This is a genomic window from Phocaeicola faecicola, from assembly GCF_013618865.1.
Taxonomy (GTDB): domain Bacteria; phylum Bacteroidota; class Bacteroidia; order Bacteroidales; family Bacteroidaceae; genus Phocaeicola; species Phocaeicola faecicola.
On record NZ_JABSOE010000015.1, the window covers coordinates 52505 to 69335 of the forward strand.

The window sequence follows — 16831 nt, forward strand, 5'->3', positions numbered from 1 at the left end:
ACGTGGAGAGGGACAGATAAAAATCTCCGGGAGTACCTCTGCAATTGAAATTCCCGTTTCTGATTGCGGAGGTACTCCCGGAGAATATGTAATGACTCAGGCAATGGCTTTCGGTCCTGTAAAAGTCGAGGGGGATTGCCATCTTTGCTGAGGTCTCGTCTTCTTTTGCCTTTACTTACTGGTCCGGATTTTTGCGTTTTCCCTGATAGTGTGGCGGAAGGTCCTTTTCAATGGCCTGATAAGACTCGGTCATGAGTTTCTGCAGGTTGGCTTCTCCCTTACCTATGGGATAGATGGCCGGATGGATGGTCAGTTTCATGGGATGCCAGGAAAGCGTTTTTCCGGTGCGCGGCAGGATGTCGAAAGAACCGTCGATGGTCAGCGGTACGACCGGAAGCTGCAATTGGTCGGCAAGCAGGAAGGCTCCCTTCTTGAAATCGGCCATATGCCCGGTAAAGGTACGTGCACCTTCCGGGAATACCATCAGTGAAGTACCGTCCTGCAGTACCTTTTCTGCGTGCTTGATGGTTTCGTATACCTTTCGTGGACTGGATTTGTCGACGAAGATGAATCCGGCCGATTCACAGGCTTTTCCTACAAACGGCAGTTTGCGCAGGCTCTTTTTCATCATCCATTTGAAGTTGCGGCCCAAAAAACCGTAAATCAGGAAGATGTCGAACGAGCCCTGATGATTGGCTACGAATACGTATGAGGTCTTCTTGTCCAGGTGTTCCCTTCCGACGACCTTGATGGGCAGTAAAAACAGGCGGCAGGTAAGCTGCGACCAGATCTTTCCGGGGTAGTATCCCCATACGTGCCCATCGCCCAACCAGCAGCCGAGGATGGTGATGAGGGCTGTCAGAATCGTGATTACCAGGAAAATGGGTAATCCGATGCAGATTTGATAGATAAGATATAAGAATTTCATATACTTGATGGTTTTTGATTATTGCTGTTTTCGTAATGTGATAAGCGTGATTTCCGGCCAGGCTCCCAGTCGCATGGGAAAGAGGATGTGCCCCAGTCCGATGTTTACATAAAGGCCTCGTCCTCCTTCGGTATACAGTCCGTTGTGTTCCGGATAGATGAAGCGCGAAATGGAGAAACCGAATACGCTGATCTGCATGTCGTGGGTGTGCCCGGCCAGCATGAGCTGGATATCGGTATCGGGAAGCACTTCCCTGCGCCAGTGGGTAGGATCGTGACTGAGGAGTACCTTGAACAGTGGTCCGGTATCTTTTAATGCAGCCTTCAGGTCGGCTCTGTCCGGGAAAGGCAGGTTGCCGCTGTTCTCTACTCCCACCAGTGCGATGGAGTCGTTGTCGTGGCGGATAATCCGGTGCTCGTTCAGCAGTAGCTGCCATCCCATTCTTTTCTCTCTTTCAATCAGAGAATCGACATTGGCCTGTTGCTGGGCCGGATTGTCCCATCGGGTATAGGTTGCATAATCATGGTTGCCTAGGATGGAATAGACTCCGTCTCTGGCCTGCAACTTGGAAAGCGTCTGCATGAAAGGGAGTACCTCATCGGCATTATGGTTTACCAGGTCCCCAGTGAAGACGGCCAGATCAGGCTGTTGCGCATTGCACAGTCGTACGGCCTTTTCCAGTGCAGCGGGATTGTTGCCCCAACTGCCCGTATGCATGTCGGACAATTGCAGGATCCGGTATCCGTCGAATTCGGCGGGGAGGTCGCGGGAGGCAAATGTAACCTCTCTGACCTGGAAGAATTCTTTTCCTTTGATGGCCCCGAACAGCATATAAGCCACGGTGGCAAGTGCAATGAGCAAATTGCCGGTGACCGAAAGCCGGGTGATTTTCTTTCCTCTGAGAGGGGGAATCAGGGCACTGAGTCCTCTTCCCAGCAGGTGAAAGAGGGCGAAAAGGCTCTTGGGGATGGCAATGCACAGGGCGATAATCAGGTACGTTCCCATGTAGGAGTTCAACTGTTCCCACCCGATGATGAAGACAACCAGTGCCAGAAGCAACAGCAGGGAGGGCAGCCAGAAGACCCGTCGTAACGGGTGGTTCTTCCCGTAAGGACGGATATAATAGCGGTACAGATACCAGTCCGGAAGCAACAGCAGGACCAGAAAAAACAGGGACACACGTAATAATATCATAGAAGACTCATTGCTGTAAGTTGGAAATCAGGTATTTCTTCACTTCTTCCGGAGTCTTTCCCCGGCGAAGGGCATAGTCGTTCACTTGTTCTTCGCTGATCTTTCCTACCGAAAAGTACCGTGAGGCCGGATGAGCAAACATCAGTCCGCAGACGGAAGCCAGCGGTTGCATCATCCCGTTCTCAGTGAGACGGATACCAATCCGGTCCATCTCAATCAGTTCGTTCAGCAGGTGGCTGACAGAGATGTCGGGCAGTGAGGGATATCCTACTGCCGGACGTATACCCTGATATTCTTCGCGCAGGAGTTCTTTCATGGAAAGTTTCTCATCCGGTGCATATCCCCAGATTTTTGTGCGCAGGGTCTGATGCATCTTTTCTGCAGCTGCTTCGGCCAGACGTTCCGACAGAATCTTGACCAGCATGTGCTTGTAGTCGTCGTCGGTGAAGAGTTCTTCCATGGCCGCATCTACCGTGGTGGCGAATCCTCCTACGGTATCGGTGATGCCGGAAGAAAGGGGCCGGACAAAATCGCTCAGACAGAGGAACGGATCTTCCGGTCTGACCCGGGTCTGCTGTCTGAGCAACGGAAACCGGGTTCCCTCCAGAATGAGATTATCGCCGTCGGAATTGGCATTCATGAGCCGGTAAATTCCGTATACCTTGTATTTCCCGTCGAGGTAATTGAGCATGCGCATGGCTTCCTTGTGCAACTGCATGGCCTCGGCTGCCTTTCCGCGTTCCTCTTCCGGAAAACTGGCCAGCCATCCGGCACGGCAGGCATCACATCCGTGGATGTCAGCAATGGTTGCAAAGCGCGGCTGGAATCCCCAGGCAAAAAAGAAATAAATCCAGTTGACGTAATCCGTCAAGTCATGTATCTCGTAAGTGATGGTTGTAATCTCTGTCTGCATAAAATCTGAATCAGGTAATTTGATTTATCTATCGAACGACAAAGCCTGTCCGCGGTAGGAGGTATCTACCTGACTGCCGTCGTATACCAAGTGTCCGTTGACAAAGGTTTTCTCTACCTTGCTGTGGAACACCTGACCCTCCATCGGGCTCCATCCGCATTTGCTCAGAATGCACGAAGGGGTAAGGGTCCATGCCTTGTCCGGATGTACGAGGACAAGGTCGGCCTGATAGCCTTCACGGATGAATCCTCTGCGGGAAATCTGGTAAAGGAGGGCCGGAGCATGACACATCTTCTGTACCAGCTGTTCCATGCTGAATACTTCTTCGCGTACAAGTTCCATCATGCTTACCAGCGAGAACTGCAGGGTAGGCATGCCGGATACGGCCTTCAAGGCTCCTCCCTGCTTTTCACTGAGGAGGTGAGGGGCATGGTCAGTACCGATGACATCCACCCGGTTGCTGCTGAGGGCTTTTCTCAAGGCATCCCGGTCGCTCCGGGTTTTGATGGAAGGATTGCACTTGATGCGTGCTCCCAGTTTCAGATAGTCCTCGTCACAGAACATCAGGTGAGACACACAGGCTTCTGCCGTAATCCGTTTTTCATTCAGCGGCTTGTCTTCCAGCAAATCCAGTTCGTCTGCAGTACTGATGTGCAGGATGTGCAGGCGTGCTCCCGTTTCCTTAGCCAGTTGCACGGCCAGTCGGGATGAAGAGAGGCAGGCCTCCCGGCTGCGTATCAGCGGGTGACAGGTGATATCCGGGTCTTCTCCATATTTTTCCTTGAAAAGTTCGGTATTCTGTCGGATGATGTGCTGGTCTTCACAATGCGTGGCAATCAGCATGCCGGCTTCGGAGAAAATCTTGCGAAGGGTTTCCATGCGGTCAACCAGCATGTTTCCCGTACTGGCACCCATGAACAGTTTGACTCCGCACACCTTTTTCCGGTCCAGTTGGGCAAGCAGGGAAGCGTTGTTGTTGGTGGCTCCGAAATAGAACGAATAATTGACCATACATTTCTTGGCTGCATCCTCGAACTTGTTTTCCAGGGCTTCCAGGGTAGTAGTCTGCGGATTGCAGTTAGGCATGTCCATGAAGGAAGTTACCCCACCGGCAGCCGCTGCCATGGTCTCACTGCTCATGTCTGCCTTGTGGGTCAGTCCCGGATCTCTGAAATGCACATGATCATCGATGACTCCCGGAATCAGGTAAGCCCCTTGTGCATCGATTTCTTCTTCACACTCTTTTGACGGTCTCTGGGAACCGGTCAGCACTTCACTGATCGTTTCTCCTTCGATGACTACCGAACCTTGAAATTTCTTGCCTTCATTGACAATGACGGCGTTTGATATCCATATACGTTTCATACTTTTTTAGCGTGATTGAGGGTTAGCATGGGGATATTTCTTGAACCAGCTGTCCCATTTCAGGCGGATAACGCCAAAGACAGCTTCCCCGAAAATACTGGAATTCATCTTGGAAGTACCGAGTTCCCGGTTAATGAAAATCACGGGCACTTCAATGATCTTGAATCCGCATTTATAGGCTGTGAACTTCATTTCAATCTGGAAGGCATAGCCTTTGAAGCGGATCTTGTCGAGAGGTATGGTTTCCAGCACCTGACGGCGGTAACACTTGAATCCGGCTGTGGTATCGTGGATGGGAATACCTGTGACAAAGCGTACATACTTGGAAGCGAAATAAGACATCAGTACCCGTCCCATGGGCCAGTTGACGACATTGACACCACTGACATAGCGTGAGCCGATGGCCACATCTCCGCCGCCTTCATGGCAGGCCTGATACAGCCTTGGCAAGTCGTTGGGGTTATGACTGAAATCGGCATCCATCTCAAAAATATAATCGTACCGATGCTCGATGGCCCATTTGAAACCTGTAATATAAGCCGTGCCCAATCCGAGTTTACCCTTGCGTTCAATCATGAACAACTGGTCGGGAAACTCAGTCTGCAGCCTTTTGACAATGGCTGCTGTTCCGTCCGGAGAATTGTCTTCGATGATCAGAATGTGAAAACTTTTCTCTAGTCCGAATACCGCGCGTATAATGTTTTCAATATTTTCCTTTTCGTTATACGTTGGAATAATTACGATGCTGTCACTCGTTGTTTGCATACCTTCATTTTCTTTTGTACAAAGATATAAAATAAAACAGAAACATAAGCAGGATGTATATGACGCGTTGTGGAAAAAAGATTTTTTTCTACGCTTCCTGATTATGCTTCTGTCTGAAAGAGGGGATGCTTCCCGAATCTTCCGGGAATCTATCCGGTGCCTGAGGCAATGTGCTTACTTCTTTTCCGGTTGAGGTACCTGCTGGAATATCAGGCGGTTGCGCTGGCTGACCGTCCATCCGTTCTTGTCTTTTCTGACGTTCTTGGTGTCGTCGTCTTCCACATTCCATGCGAAGCCTCCCTTCGGCAATTTGCGCTGGTCCAGAATCTCATTCGGTCTTCCGTCTGAGAAAAACAGTTCGACCTTCGAAGAGTCCTGACTGAAAACCAGGAACAGCGAGAGGTTCTCCTGGTCGGTACTTTCCATGCGTACCCCTTCTTCGAAAGGACGGATACAGTCTTTTCGAACTTCACTCCATACGTATCCTGCCGAAGCAATGCAGCCGTGTTCGTCACGGTCGTTTCCCACCTGTACCAGGCTATCCTGCGCTTCGGTGCTGGCTGATTGCTGGCGTTTCTGCTGACATCCGGCAGTCAGACAAATGAATCCGATACAAAAAAATGCAAGTCGTATCATAATGCGGTTAGTTTAAAATTAAATCAGGGATTAAATCGATATACTCTTGACTGACCCCGTTTTCAGTCAATGTCGGGCGATATTTGAGATAACGCTGTACGAAATTTTCGTGCGACGGAAGTTGTCCGGCCACTTGCCTGTAGCATTCCAGACTCTGAGGGATGTTTCCGCATATCAGGTATGCAGCCCCGCAGCTCAACCAGTCGTCTATGCTGGCCTTCTGGTTCTGTATCAGTTTCTTGTAGAACCGGATGGTCTCCGTAAACTGTTGTTTCTGGAAATAGCAGCGCGCAATGGACTGCTGGGCCAGTACGTTGTTCTCGTCTAGATACTCCACCTTGAAAAAGTAAGCCAGTGCCTTGTCGTAATCTTTCAGGAAAAACAGGCACATGCCGATTTGCAGCTGGATGTTATGGTTGTCGGGCTGAAGAGGTTCCGCCTTTTGGAAATACCGGAGTGCCTGTTCGTTATCTCCCAGTTTCTGATAGCAGATTCCCAGGTGCGTCAGGTTCCAGAACTGGTCGGGACACAACAGGTCGGCCTTCTGATAAGCTTCGATGGCACTGTCGTATTCATACTGTCCCTGCAGGGCAAATCCCAGCTTCTCCCAAAGGTCCGCATCGTTCTGGTGGCTGGTGGTACTTAACCGCTGATACAGTTCCGTCGCTTCTTCCAGGTATTTCTTATGCAGAAGATAGTCGGCAGTCTGTCTCAGTTTTTCCGGCATCTGCATGAAAGGAGCCAGTGCCGGAACCTTCCAGAGGGTCAGTGGCTTCTGGAAAATATCTTCTTCCTCCTTACGAAATTTCCACAGCTTGAAGAACCGGTACAAGTCGTGGATATACTGCTTGCAGATGTTAAACGACCTCGGAGTATCATTGCGCGAAAGCAGGGCCTTCATCTCTTCGGGCAAGTCTTCCTGGTTTTCCGGAAGCTGAGCCTCCGTCAGTCCTTTCTGAATCATCGGATTCAGGTTGAGGGTGAAGCAGAAAGAATACTTGTCGGAATCACAGAATTCGTCGGAAGACAGCAGCATGTCCATCAGCGAGGTTTTCTTGTCGTCCTCGGTACGGAACAGCGTAGATACCTCCGGTGTCTGCTTGTCGAACGGATAAAACCAGTGTGCGGCCTGCTGGAAAAAAGGAAAACTCTTCAACTGGGAGAAACTGCCCATGTGAGTGTCAGCCCCTTTCTTCTGAAGGGCATTCAGTTTGTTGAGGCTCTTGCTTATTTCTTCGATATTTTTTCCCAGTTCCGGACTGAGGTCTTCCAGCGAAGACAGGTCCTTGATCTGAATCGTTTTGTCGAAAGCCTGAGAGTCGCTCATCATGCGCGGCAGAATTTCCTCCTGCATCTTTTTGTTGATTTGCTCAGTCTCCCGGGTAAGCAGCAGCAACTGCTGTATCTCGAAGAATGTGTCAACCGTTTTCATCGATTCAGCCATCCGGGTCAATCGCTTGCCCAGTTCCGGATACAGCTCCAGCCGCTCTTCCTGGATGGATGCGACAATGGCAATGCCCGTCAGTGCCCTTAACGTCACCACAGGTTCCTGGCGCTGCTCGAAGGCATCCATCAGGAACTGAAGTTTGGCGGTATCAAACAATTTCAGCAAACTCAGTGTAACGGCGCTGACCATTACCGCAATGTCGTTGGCAGGAATCAGCAGCGAATCCAGTATCCCGCGGGCCTCTGTCTGCTCCTCTTCTGTCCAGTGCAGTGAAGTCCAGACCTTATCAAACAGCTCGTCCACATTCTTCTGGTGCTGCAATGCCAGCGCTTTCAGTTTTTCATTTCTGACCTCGGGCGAGGTAACCGTAAGCTCCAGGATACCGGCGTCCTGGCTGAAAGCTTCCAGTGCCAGAGAGATATCCTTGAGGGTACGTGAAGAAGACAGATGATACTGGCGGTATTTATCCGGGAAATATCCGTATGCAGTCTTGTAGTTCTGCATGAACTCACACCGGTCGGCCAGTTTATAGGCATTCTGGAGCAACTGCGTGTACAGATTTTTCCGTTGCGGATCTTCCGTCCCCTGTGCCGCATATTGCAGCAGATAGTGATAAGTGGTCTGCATTCCCTCCACTTCTGTCTGCACCTCCCAGTTCTCGGTTTTGACAGCAAATGCGTGTAATTGTGTCAGTGCTTCCTTCAGTCTTCTTTCGCTTAAAAAATGAATGATATCTTTATGCATACGATTTTGTCTGATTTGATAAATGCAAATATAACGATTATTTTGTAATTTTGCGGATATCTATAAAAAGCAAAATGAATATAGAGAAACTTCAGGAAATTTATGCCACGCATCCGAATACGGAGGGCTTGGCTTCACTTATAGACAATACAGGTATCCGTACCGTTTTCATGGATGGCGTACATGCTTCATGCGTATCATTCTTTGTCTCAGGCTTTGTAAAGAAACATTCAGGCACTCATCTGATTGTGCTGAATGACCAGGAAGAAGCAGGATATTTCTATCACGACCTCGTACAGGTGAACGGTGAGAAGGATACCTTCTTTTTCCCTTCTTCGTTTCGCAGGGCCATCAAGTACGGTCAGCGGGATGCGGCCAACGAGATTCTTCGGACAGAGGTCTTGAACGAACTGGAAAAAGGAGCGGGACGGGTGATTGTGACTTACCCGGATGCACTGGCCGAAAAGGTCGTTTCCAAGAACGTATTGAGCAGCAGCACCCTTCCGTTGTCGGTAGGACAGGAGATAGAAAGCGACAAACTGACGGAACAGCTTACCGCGTGGGGATTCGAACACGTCGATTACGTGTATGAGCCCGGACAGTTTGCCATGCGAGGCAGCATCCTGGATGTGTATTCCTTTGCCTCGGAATATCCGTTCCGTATCGACTTTTTCGGCAGTGAGATAGACAGTATCCGGACTTTCGAGGTCGAGACTCAGTTGTCGAAGGAGCGTAAGGACTCGGTAAATATCGTACCGGAACTTTCCACCCTGTCTTCCACCCGGGTCAGTCTGCTTGACTTCGTCCCCCGGGATACGGTGCTCTGGGTGAAAGACCTGTTGTGGGTGAGGGAGCGGATTCAGATGGTACGTGAAGAAGCCCTTTCTCCGCAGGCGGTGATTGCACAGGAAGGAGAGGGTACATCGCTGGACGACCTGGAAAGTCTGCTGATAGAAGGAACCGATTTTGTCGAGAAGGCGGGTGAACTGAAACGGATTGATTTCGGACATAAGGCCGTTGGAACGCCGCAGGCTGTCCTGAAATTCAACACTTCCGTGCAACCGATCTTCCATAAGAACTTTGATATGGTGGCAAGTACCCTGACTGACTACCAGCTCCGGAACTATGCGCTGTACATCTGTTCCGACAGCCAGAAGCAGACCGACCGGTTGTGCGACATATTCCGGGAAAGGGGAGACCAGATTACCTTTATTCCGGTCGACCGTACCCTGCACGAAGGTTTTGTCGACCATACCCTGAAGATGTGTATCTTCACGGATCATCAGATATTCGACCGTTTCCATAAATATAATCTCCGCAGCGACAAGGCGCGGAGCGGCAAGGTGGCCCTGTCACTGAAAGAGCTGAATCAGTTTGAACCGGGCGACTATGTGGTGCATATCGACCATGGTATCGGTAAGTTTGCCGGACTGGTAAGAATCCCGAACGGCAATACCACCCAGGAAGTCATCAAGCTGATTTATCAGAATGACGATGTGGTCTTTGTGTCCATCCACTCCCTGCACAAGATATCGAAATACAAAGGCAAGGAAGGAGAACCTCCCCGTATCAGTAAGTTGGGCACCGGTGCCTGGGAGAAAATCAAGGACCGGACGAAGACGAAAATCAAGGACATTGCCCGCGACCTCATCAAACTCTATTCGTTGCGCAAGCAGGAAAAAGGCTTCCGCTACAGTCCGGACAGCTTCCTGCAGCATGAACTTGAGGCCAGCTTCCTCTACGAGGATACTCCCGACCAGCTGAAGGCGACCCAGGAGGTCAAGCAGGATATGGAAAGCGACCGTCCGATGGACCGTCTGGTCTGCGGTGATGTCGGTTTTGGAAAGACGGAAGTAGCCATCCGGGCGGCTTTCAAGGCAGTAGCCGACAACAAGCAGGTCGCTGTGCTGGTGCCGACCACGGTACTGGCCTACCAGCATTTTCAGACCTTCAAGAAACGTCTGGAAGGTCTGCCCTGCAAGGTCGATTATTTGAGTCGTGCCCGTACCGTCAAGGATACCAGCCGGATTCTCAAGGAACTGGCTTCGGGAGATGTCAATATTCTGATCGGTACCCATAAAATCATCGGAAAGAGCGTAAAGTTCAAGGATTTAGGATTGCTGATTATCGATGAGGAACAAAAGTTCGGGGTGAGTGTGAAGGAAAAGCTTCGTCAGATGAAAGTGAATGTGGATACGCTGACCATGACGGCGACTCCGATTCCCCGTACGCTTCAGTTCTCGCTGATGGGGGCCCGTGACTTGTCGGTGATTCAGACTCCTCCTCCCAACCGTTATCCGATTCAGACGGAGGTGCATACCTTCAATGAGGAAATCATTTCCGAGGCCATCAATTTTGAGATGAGCCGCAACGGACAGGTCTTTTTCGTCAACAACCGTATCCATAATCTGTTGGAACTTAAAGCCATGATTGTGCGTAACATTCCCGATTGCCGCGTATGTATCGGTCACGGACAGATGAAACCGGAGGAACTGGAGAAGATTATCTTCGATTTCATGAATTACGACTATGACGTGTTGCTGGCCACCACCATCATCGAGAGTGGAATCGATATACCGAATGCGAATACCATCATCATCAACCAGGCACAGAACTTCGGTTTGAGCGACCTGCATCAGATGCGCGGGCGTGTGGGACGAGGAAACAAAAAGGCTTTCTGTTACCTGCTGGCTCCTCCGCTTTCTTCTCTTACTCCCGAGGCGAAACGTCGTCTGGAAGCCATAGAGAATTTCAGTGACCTGGGCAGCGGCATTCATATTGCCATGCAGGACCTGGACATCCGGGGGGCCGGAAACATGTTGGGAGCTGAACAGAGCGGATTCATCGCCGATTTGGGATATGAGACCTATCAGAAGATTCTGGCAGAGGCTGTGACCGAGTTGAAGAACGAAGAGTTTTCCGAACTTTATGCCGAGGAAATCAAGGCCGGAGAAGAAAAAATCAGTGGAGAGGAGTTCGTGGACGAATGTACTCTTGAGAGTGACCTGGAACTGCTCTTCCCCAATGAATATATTCCAAGCAGCAGTGAGCGTATGTTGCTTTACCGGGAGTTGGACAAACTGGAACTCGACAGGGATGTGGATGCTTTCAAGGACAGGCTGGTAGACCGTTTTGGAAAGATTCCGCCTGAGGGAGAGGAACTGATCCGGGTGGTTGCTCTGCGGAGAATTGCCAAGCGTCTGGGTATTGAGAAAGTGATACTGAAGGCGGGCCGGATGACTCTTTATTTTGTAAGCAACCTGGACAGCCCTTATTATCAGAGTGCGGCTTTCGGAAAAGTCATTGACTACATGACCAAGTATCCGAGAAACTGCAACCTGCGTGAGCAGAGCGGAAAGAGAAGCATGGTGGTCAAGGACGTGACGGACGTGGAGCAGGCTGTACGGATTCTGCAGGAAATGGTCAGTTTGGGATAACCCCGCCGGTCTTTCCCGGGGCATGTACCGTTGTCTGTTCCGTCAGCCGGACGGAAGTGTCCGGCAGGTGCAGACCGGTGCAACCGATATAAAAAGTGAGCCGTAATATCCTTTTGAGGAAGGAATATTACGGCTCGCAGTATTTACAGGTATTGCACAAGATAACTCAAGATTACTTCTTTAAAGCAGCCAGTGCCGCATCGTAGTCCGGTTCCTGAGTGATTTCCGGTACCAGTTCGGTATACGCCACCTTACCGTTCGGATCGAGGATGACGATGGCACGTGTCAGCAGACCAGCCAAAGGTCCTTCACCAATCAGCACTCCGTAGTTGCGTCCGAAATCAGTGCTGTTTCTGAAATCTGAAAGGGCAATGACGTTCTCAATTCCTTCTGTCGTACAGAAACGGCCCTGAGCGAAAGGCAGGTCCTTTGAGATAGCCAGTACCAGCGTATTCTCCATCTGCGAAGCCAGCTGATTGAATTTTCTGACTGAAGTCGCACACACACCGGTATCCAGACTCGGGAAAATGTTCAGCAGAAGGTATTTGCCTTTTCCGTCAGCCAATGAGAAAGTGCTTAAATCACCTTTTACGAAAGAAAAATCGGGTGCCTGTGTGCCGGCTTGTATGAATTCTCCTGACAGTACGACAGGATTTCCTTGAAATTTTACAGTTGACATAATCTTATATATTTTAAATTGGTTCTATAGTTGTAACAATTATAATCAGGAAAAGGTTTACCGATCAGTTTTAATTTGTCGTAACCCGATGCCTTTCTCACAAAATTAGTCAGATTTAATCGATTAATACTCTGTTTGTTGGATATATTTCGTCCGTGACATTATGTTTTGTAACATAAATGTCGATTATGTAGTTTTTTTTTATTTATTTTGCAGCTATAAACCAAACCGATTGACACAAAACATGAAAAGAACATTAAAAGATTATTTGTTGCTTATGCTGAAAGGCATGGGAATGGGAGCGGCAGACGTGGTTCCGGGCGTATCTGGAGGTACAATTGCCTTTATTGTGGGTATTTATGACGAACTGATCGACTCCATCAAAAGCATTAATGCCGAAAGTCTGAAATTGTTTTTTACCGGAAAGTGGGCTGCTTTCTGGAACAAGATAAACGGAAACTTCCTGTTGTTCCTTTTGGCCGGAATTGGTATCAGTGTCTTTTCACTGGCGAAGGTGATTACCTGGCTGCTGACTGATTATCCGGTGCTGGTATGGTCCTTTTTCTTTGGCCTGGTACTGGCGTCTACCTGGTTTGTCGGAAAGGATATCAAGGGCTGGAACTGGAAGACCATTTTAGGTTTCATCTGCGGGGCAGTACTGGCCTTTTACATTACGGTGGCTACTCCTGCCGAAACTCCTTCCAACTGGCTGTTTATTTTCTTTTGCGGGGCCATTGCCATCTGTGCGATGATTCTGCCCGGTATTTCCGGCAGTTTTATTCTGGTGCTTCTGGGAAAATACTTCTTTATCATGGATGCCGTTAAGACGCTCGACCTGGTGGTCATCGGAATTTTCGGTGCCGGAGCCTGTATCGGAATCACCAGTTTCTCACGGGTACTGTCGTTTGCCCTCAAGCATTTCCGCAATATTACACTGGCCGTACTTACCGGTTTCATGCTGGGTTCTCTGAATAAGGTATGGCCCTGGAAGGAAGTGGTCGACAATACCCACGGAATGGCCATCGAGACCAATGTGATGCCTAATCAGTTTGTAGTTGAGGCCATTGTATTGATGGTGGTCGGTTTCTTCCTGGTGACTTTCCTGGAGAAACTCTCGTCCAAGAAACCGGCTGAGAAATAATCTCAAGGCGGATTTTCCGGATAGTTATTCTGGATACTTTAAGATTTTCCATAGAAGAAATTCATTTTTCAGGCAGGAGGCCCATGCTTCCTGCCTGATTTTTTAGGTTCCGGAGATTTTTGTCCAGGAACTTTCACGCATGCTTGTAAATTTTATCTGCTGTTTATATCTTTGCAAGGCTAGCTGAGGTGACATTAGGCTGCATCTGTGTTTTTTATTTTTATTAATGTAATAAACGAATGCTTTATGTACACGGTAATTAAGCGAATGGAAATATCAGCTTCGCACTTTCTGACCTTATCTTATGCAAGCAAATGTGAGCACTTGCACGGACACAACTGGATTATTACAGTCTATTGCCGCTCGGCCGAACTGGATGAGAACGGAATGGTCGTCGATTTTTCGCATATCAAGAAAGTCGTGAAAGACCAGCTCGACCATAAACACCTGAACGAGGTACTTCCCTGTAACCCTACAGCGGAAAATATTGCCAGATGGATCTGCGACCAGATTCCTCATTGCGTAAAGGTTGAAGTCACTGAATCGGAAGGGAATACGGCGGTTTATGAGAAAGATTAATGAAATATTCTACAGCCTGCAGGGCGAAGGATTCCATGTGGGAACGCCTGCGGTGTTTGTCCGTTTTTCCGGATGTAACTTGAAATGTGATTTCTGCGATACCCGGCACGAGGAAGGGAAGATGATGAGCGATGAGGAACTGCTGGCTGCGGTGACTGCCTATCCGTGCAGGATGGTGATTCTGACGGGAGGGGAGCCCGGACTGTGGATTGACGAGGAACTTGTCGGCCGGCTTCATCAGGCCGGGAAATATGTAGCCATAGAGACCAACGGGACCTGTGTGCTTCCCGATTCCATCGATTGGGTGACCTGTTCTCCCAAGCAGGGCAGCCGGCTGAAACTGAAACGGATGGATGAAATAAAGGTGGTGTATGTGGGACAGGATGTCTCTCCTTATCTGCAATGGAAAGCTGCCCATTATTTTCTTCAGCCCTGTTCCTGCCGGAATACACAGGAAGTCATTGACTATATCAAGGCACATCCCGAATGGAGACTGAGTCTGCAGACTCACAAACTGATTGACATTCCCTGAAAAAACTGATTCCGATATTGGCTGCGGGAGGAAGTTAAGATGATTCTCATACTTTTTATCCGCATAATATTTTGCTATAAACCAATTATAAATTATATGACAGCCATTAAAACCTGTATAATAGGTCTTGGATATAGAGGAAGGAGATTATTGAATCTTTTGTCTTCTATAGATGATTTTGATGTGGTATCGGTTTCCGATCCTTGTATTGATGAAGATATAAAGATGAATTATCCTTCATTCTCGGATGGTAAGGAGGATTACAGAAACATGATATTACAGTATTCTCCAGACCTTGTTATCATTGCTTCTCCATGGGAGTATCATGTTGAGCAGGCTATGTTTGCAGTTCTGAACGGCTGTCATGTAGCTTTGGAAATAAAAGGCGGATTGTATGCCGATGAATACCTGCCATTGCTTGCTTTGGCTGATAAGAAAAAGAGAAACATTTATCCGCTGGAGAATACCGTTTTTATGAGAGAGCATATGTCTATGTATAATCTCATAAACTCCGGTTTGTTGGGAGACATCGTCGCCGTAAAAGGAGGTTATAGGCACGACATCCGGAAACTGCTCATAAATGAAAAGGGAGAAATTGGTGAAAACTCAGGTGCCAGGGCAGCCTGGAGAAGCAAGTTCTATTTAAAGGAGAACGGGGATATATATCCTACTCATGGACTGGCACCGATATGCTTATTCTCAGGAATAGGAAGGACTGACAAAATCACAGAACTGGTTTCGTTTGCTTCTGCTGCGCATGGTATAACAGCATACATGAGCCATTGCGGAGGAAATACCAATCCGACAATAAGTATGGGTGATGTGATTGTGACACAGATGTTGACGGAGAAGGGAACACTAGTTACGTTGACTCATGATACTACATTGCCCAGACCTCGTAGCTTGGATATAGAGGTGCAGGGAAGTAAAGGTATTTGGAGAGGTGAATTCAGAAAGATTTATATTGAAAATATTTCTCCCTATGAAAACTGGGAGGAGGACGGTAAATATATAGATGATTTTGAACATGAGTTCTGGAAAAAATGGGGAGAAGATGCGCTTCGAATCGATGAGCATCACAAGGGTATGGATTATATCATGCTGAAAGCATTGTCACAGGACATGAAGGGCTTGGAAAAATATCCTGTTGACCTGTATGATTTGGCTTTGTGGACTTCTGTAACTCCTTTGTCAAAACTGTCAATTATGGAAAAGAGAGTCATAAATTTGAATCCTCCTGCTAGTTTTGAGATTTGAAGATAAACCGTTAAATTACACGGTATTGTCTGTTAAAATAGAAAGAGGACTGTATGGGCGAGAAATCTGTTTGCCGATACAGTCCTTTTATATTTTCTTGAATATTGTTTTCTTACGGTTATTTATACAGTGTTACAATAACAACATATACTATTTGTCCTTCATTATTTTTGAAAAGCACTTGTCGTGTGTTTGCAAATGTTGTATGTCCCTGCAGTATTTGGTTACAGGTATTTTCAAAATTAGGCCATAGTTCGTACAGGTATAATTGTTTTTTATCTTTTATCGGGGAATCAAACTGTGTGTGTTGTACATCCGAACCGTTATAAAGGTATTTTGTAGTCACGGAAGTGATTCGGAAACGTTCATCATTTTTTAATGCTTCTTGATCAAAATAATTAGGATTATAGATTAATTGTAAACAATAATTTCTTGGATTGTCCTGTTTATTGATTCTAATTCTCACTAGGGCAGGATTTCCTAATTGGGATAATGGATAATCTATTTTGTACGGAGAAGAAATGTCCAATGTCAAGAATTGGGGAGTGCTTCTTTTCCCTTCTGTGGTACGTACCCGGAAGTAATATGTTTTTCTTTGAGACGTGACAGGTGCTGCTCCCGTTTCCTGTAAAGAATCAGCACCGATTTCCCATGAGAGTCCGGTGGTACTATTATAGTCTTTCTTTGCCCATTCGTATTGTAAATATTTTAAGAATGGCTTGGCATTTTCTTCAATACATTTGGCTTTTATAATATAGGATTTGTCTAAGTGCCAGTCTAAAACATAAGCGGGAAATCCGACCATAACCCTTTTGTAATATTTTGTGATGATATTATTCTGGTTGCATATCGCAGAAATGGTAATAATTCCGTGTTTAAGCATCTTTAATTTTCCACTATTGTCTATTGTAGCTATGGATTCATCAGATGATTTCCAGTTGACAGTTTGATTGTAAGTGTTGTTTCTGAGGTTGTATTGACTTCCATCCTGTGCGATGGAAGGGCCGTCAATATTTATTTTCATCTGTTCAAATATCCAATTAATCATCGAAGTTTCAAAGCTCGTATGGTATGTAGATTGATTCGTTATATAATAGAGTTTATATCGAATAATTGATTAAAGCGTTCTTTGACTTATCTTTGTGGTCTAAAAAGTTCAATTGATGTATTATGACAAGATTCGCCACCGTCATAGCCAAGTGCTTGCAGCGACA

At 47.6% G+C, this 16831-nt stretch carries 14 protein-coding genes; 5 read left to right on the forward strand and 9 right to left on the reverse strand.

What is annotated here, in order from left to right:
- Positions 1-175: 175 nt before the first annotated feature.
- The 7 genes from H3001_RS06105 to H3001_RS06135 all read right to left on the reverse strand — a co-directional run bounded on the left by H3001_RS06105 (position 176) and on the right by H3001_RS06135 (position 7992).
- Positions 176-928, reverse strand: coding sequence for a lysophospholipid acyltransferase family protein (locus H3001_RS06105; RefSeq protein ID WP_181214399.1), 753 nt, complete (start codon positions 926-928; stop codon positions 176-178).
- Between the two features lie 18 nt (positions 929-946).
- Positions 947-2122: a metallophosphoesterase gene (locus H3001_RS06110; RefSeq protein WP_181214400.1), complete on the reverse strand. Its 1176-nt coding sequence runs from the start codon at positions 2120-2122 to the stop codon at positions 947-949.
- Between the two features lie 7 nt (positions 2123-2129).
- A complete protein-coding gene (locus H3001_RS06115) occupies positions 2130-3035 on the reverse strand; it encodes a vitamin B12 dependent-methionine synthase activation domain-containing protein (RefSeq protein ID WP_181214401.1) in 906 nt (301 codons plus the stop codon).
- A gap of 24 nt (positions 3036-3059) precedes the next feature.
- Complete coding sequence (locus tag H3001_RS06120) at positions 3060-4400, reverse strand: dihydroorotase (protein ID WP_181214402.1); 1341 nt, start codon at positions 4398-4400, stop codon at positions 3060-3062.
- A 6-nt stretch (positions 4401-4406) separates the two neighbouring features.
- Positions 4407-5165, reverse strand: coding sequence for a polyprenol monophosphomannose synthase (locus H3001_RS06125; RefSeq protein ID WP_181214403.1), 759 nt, complete (start codon positions 5163-5165; stop codon positions 4407-4409).
- Between the two features lie 174 nt (positions 5166-5339).
- The gene (locus H3001_RS06130; RefSeq protein WP_181214404.1) at positions 5340-5801 is read right to left on the reverse strand and encodes a hypothetical protein; all 462 of its coding nucleotides are present in this window, start codon (positions 5799-5801) and stop codon (positions 5340-5342) included.
- A gap of 7 nt (positions 5802-5808) precedes the next feature.
- Positions 5809-7992: a tetratricopeptide repeat protein gene (locus H3001_RS06135; protein WP_181214405.1), complete on the reverse strand. Its 2184-nt coding sequence runs from the start codon at positions 7990-7992 to the stop codon at positions 5809-5811.
- Positions 7993-8066: 74 nt separating this feature from the next.
- Here H3001_RS06135 and mfd point away from each other — a divergent pair, with 74 nt between their 5' ends.
- The gene (gene mfd / locus H3001_RS06140; RefSeq protein ID WP_181214406.1) at positions 8067-11429 is read left to right on the forward strand and encodes a transcription-repair coupling factor; all 3363 of its coding nucleotides are present in this window, start codon (positions 8067-8069) and stop codon (positions 11427-11429) included.
- A 172-nt stretch (positions 11430-11601) separates the two neighbouring features.
- Here the strand turns inward: mfd and tpx are convergent, their stop codons facing one another.
- Positions 11602-12108, reverse strand: a complete 507-nt coding sequence (gene tpx / locus H3001_RS06145) for a thiol peroxidase (protein WP_181214407.1) — start codon at positions 12106-12108, stop codon at positions 11602-11604.
- A 244-nt stretch (positions 12109-12352) separates the two neighbouring features.
- Here tpx and H3001_RS06150 point away from each other — a divergent pair, with 244 nt between their 5' ends.
- The 4 genes from H3001_RS06150 to H3001_RS06165 all read left to right on the forward strand — a co-directional run bounded on the left by H3001_RS06150 (position 12353) and on the right by H3001_RS06165 (position 15617).
- Positions 12353-13249 (forward strand): DUF368 domain-containing protein, encoded by an 897-nt coding sequence (locus H3001_RS06150; protein WP_181214408.1) that lies wholly within the window; start codon positions 12353-12355, stop codon positions 13247-13249.
- 246 nt (positions 13250-13495) lie between these two features.
- On the forward strand, positions 13496-13828 hold the full coding sequence (queD, locus tag H3001_RS06155; protein WP_181214409.1) for a 6-carboxytetrahydropterin synthase QueD: 333 nt from the start codon (positions 13496-13498) through the stop codon (positions 13826-13828).
- Complete coding sequence (locus H3001_RS06160; RefSeq protein ID WP_181214410.1) at positions 13815-14360, forward strand: 7-carboxy-7-deazaguanine synthase QueE; 546 nt, start codon at positions 13815-13817, stop codon at positions 14358-14360. Before queD ends, H3001_RS06160 begins: the two co-directional genes overlap by 14 nt.
- 96 nt (positions 14361-14456) lie before the next feature.
- Positions 14457-15617: a Gfo/Idh/MocA family protein gene (locus H3001_RS06165; RefSeq protein WP_181214411.1), complete on the forward strand. Its 1161-nt coding sequence runs from the start codon at positions 14457-14459 to the stop codon at positions 15615-15617.
- Between the two features lie 118 nt (positions 15618-15735).
- On the opposite strand, the gene H3001_RS06170 is transcribed toward H3001_RS06165, so the two are convergent.
- A complete protein-coding gene (locus H3001_RS06170) occupies positions 15736-16641 on the reverse strand; it encodes an Ig-like domain-containing protein (protein WP_219915845.1) in 906 nt (301 codons plus the stop codon).
- Positions 16642-16831 lie beyond the last annotated feature (190 nt).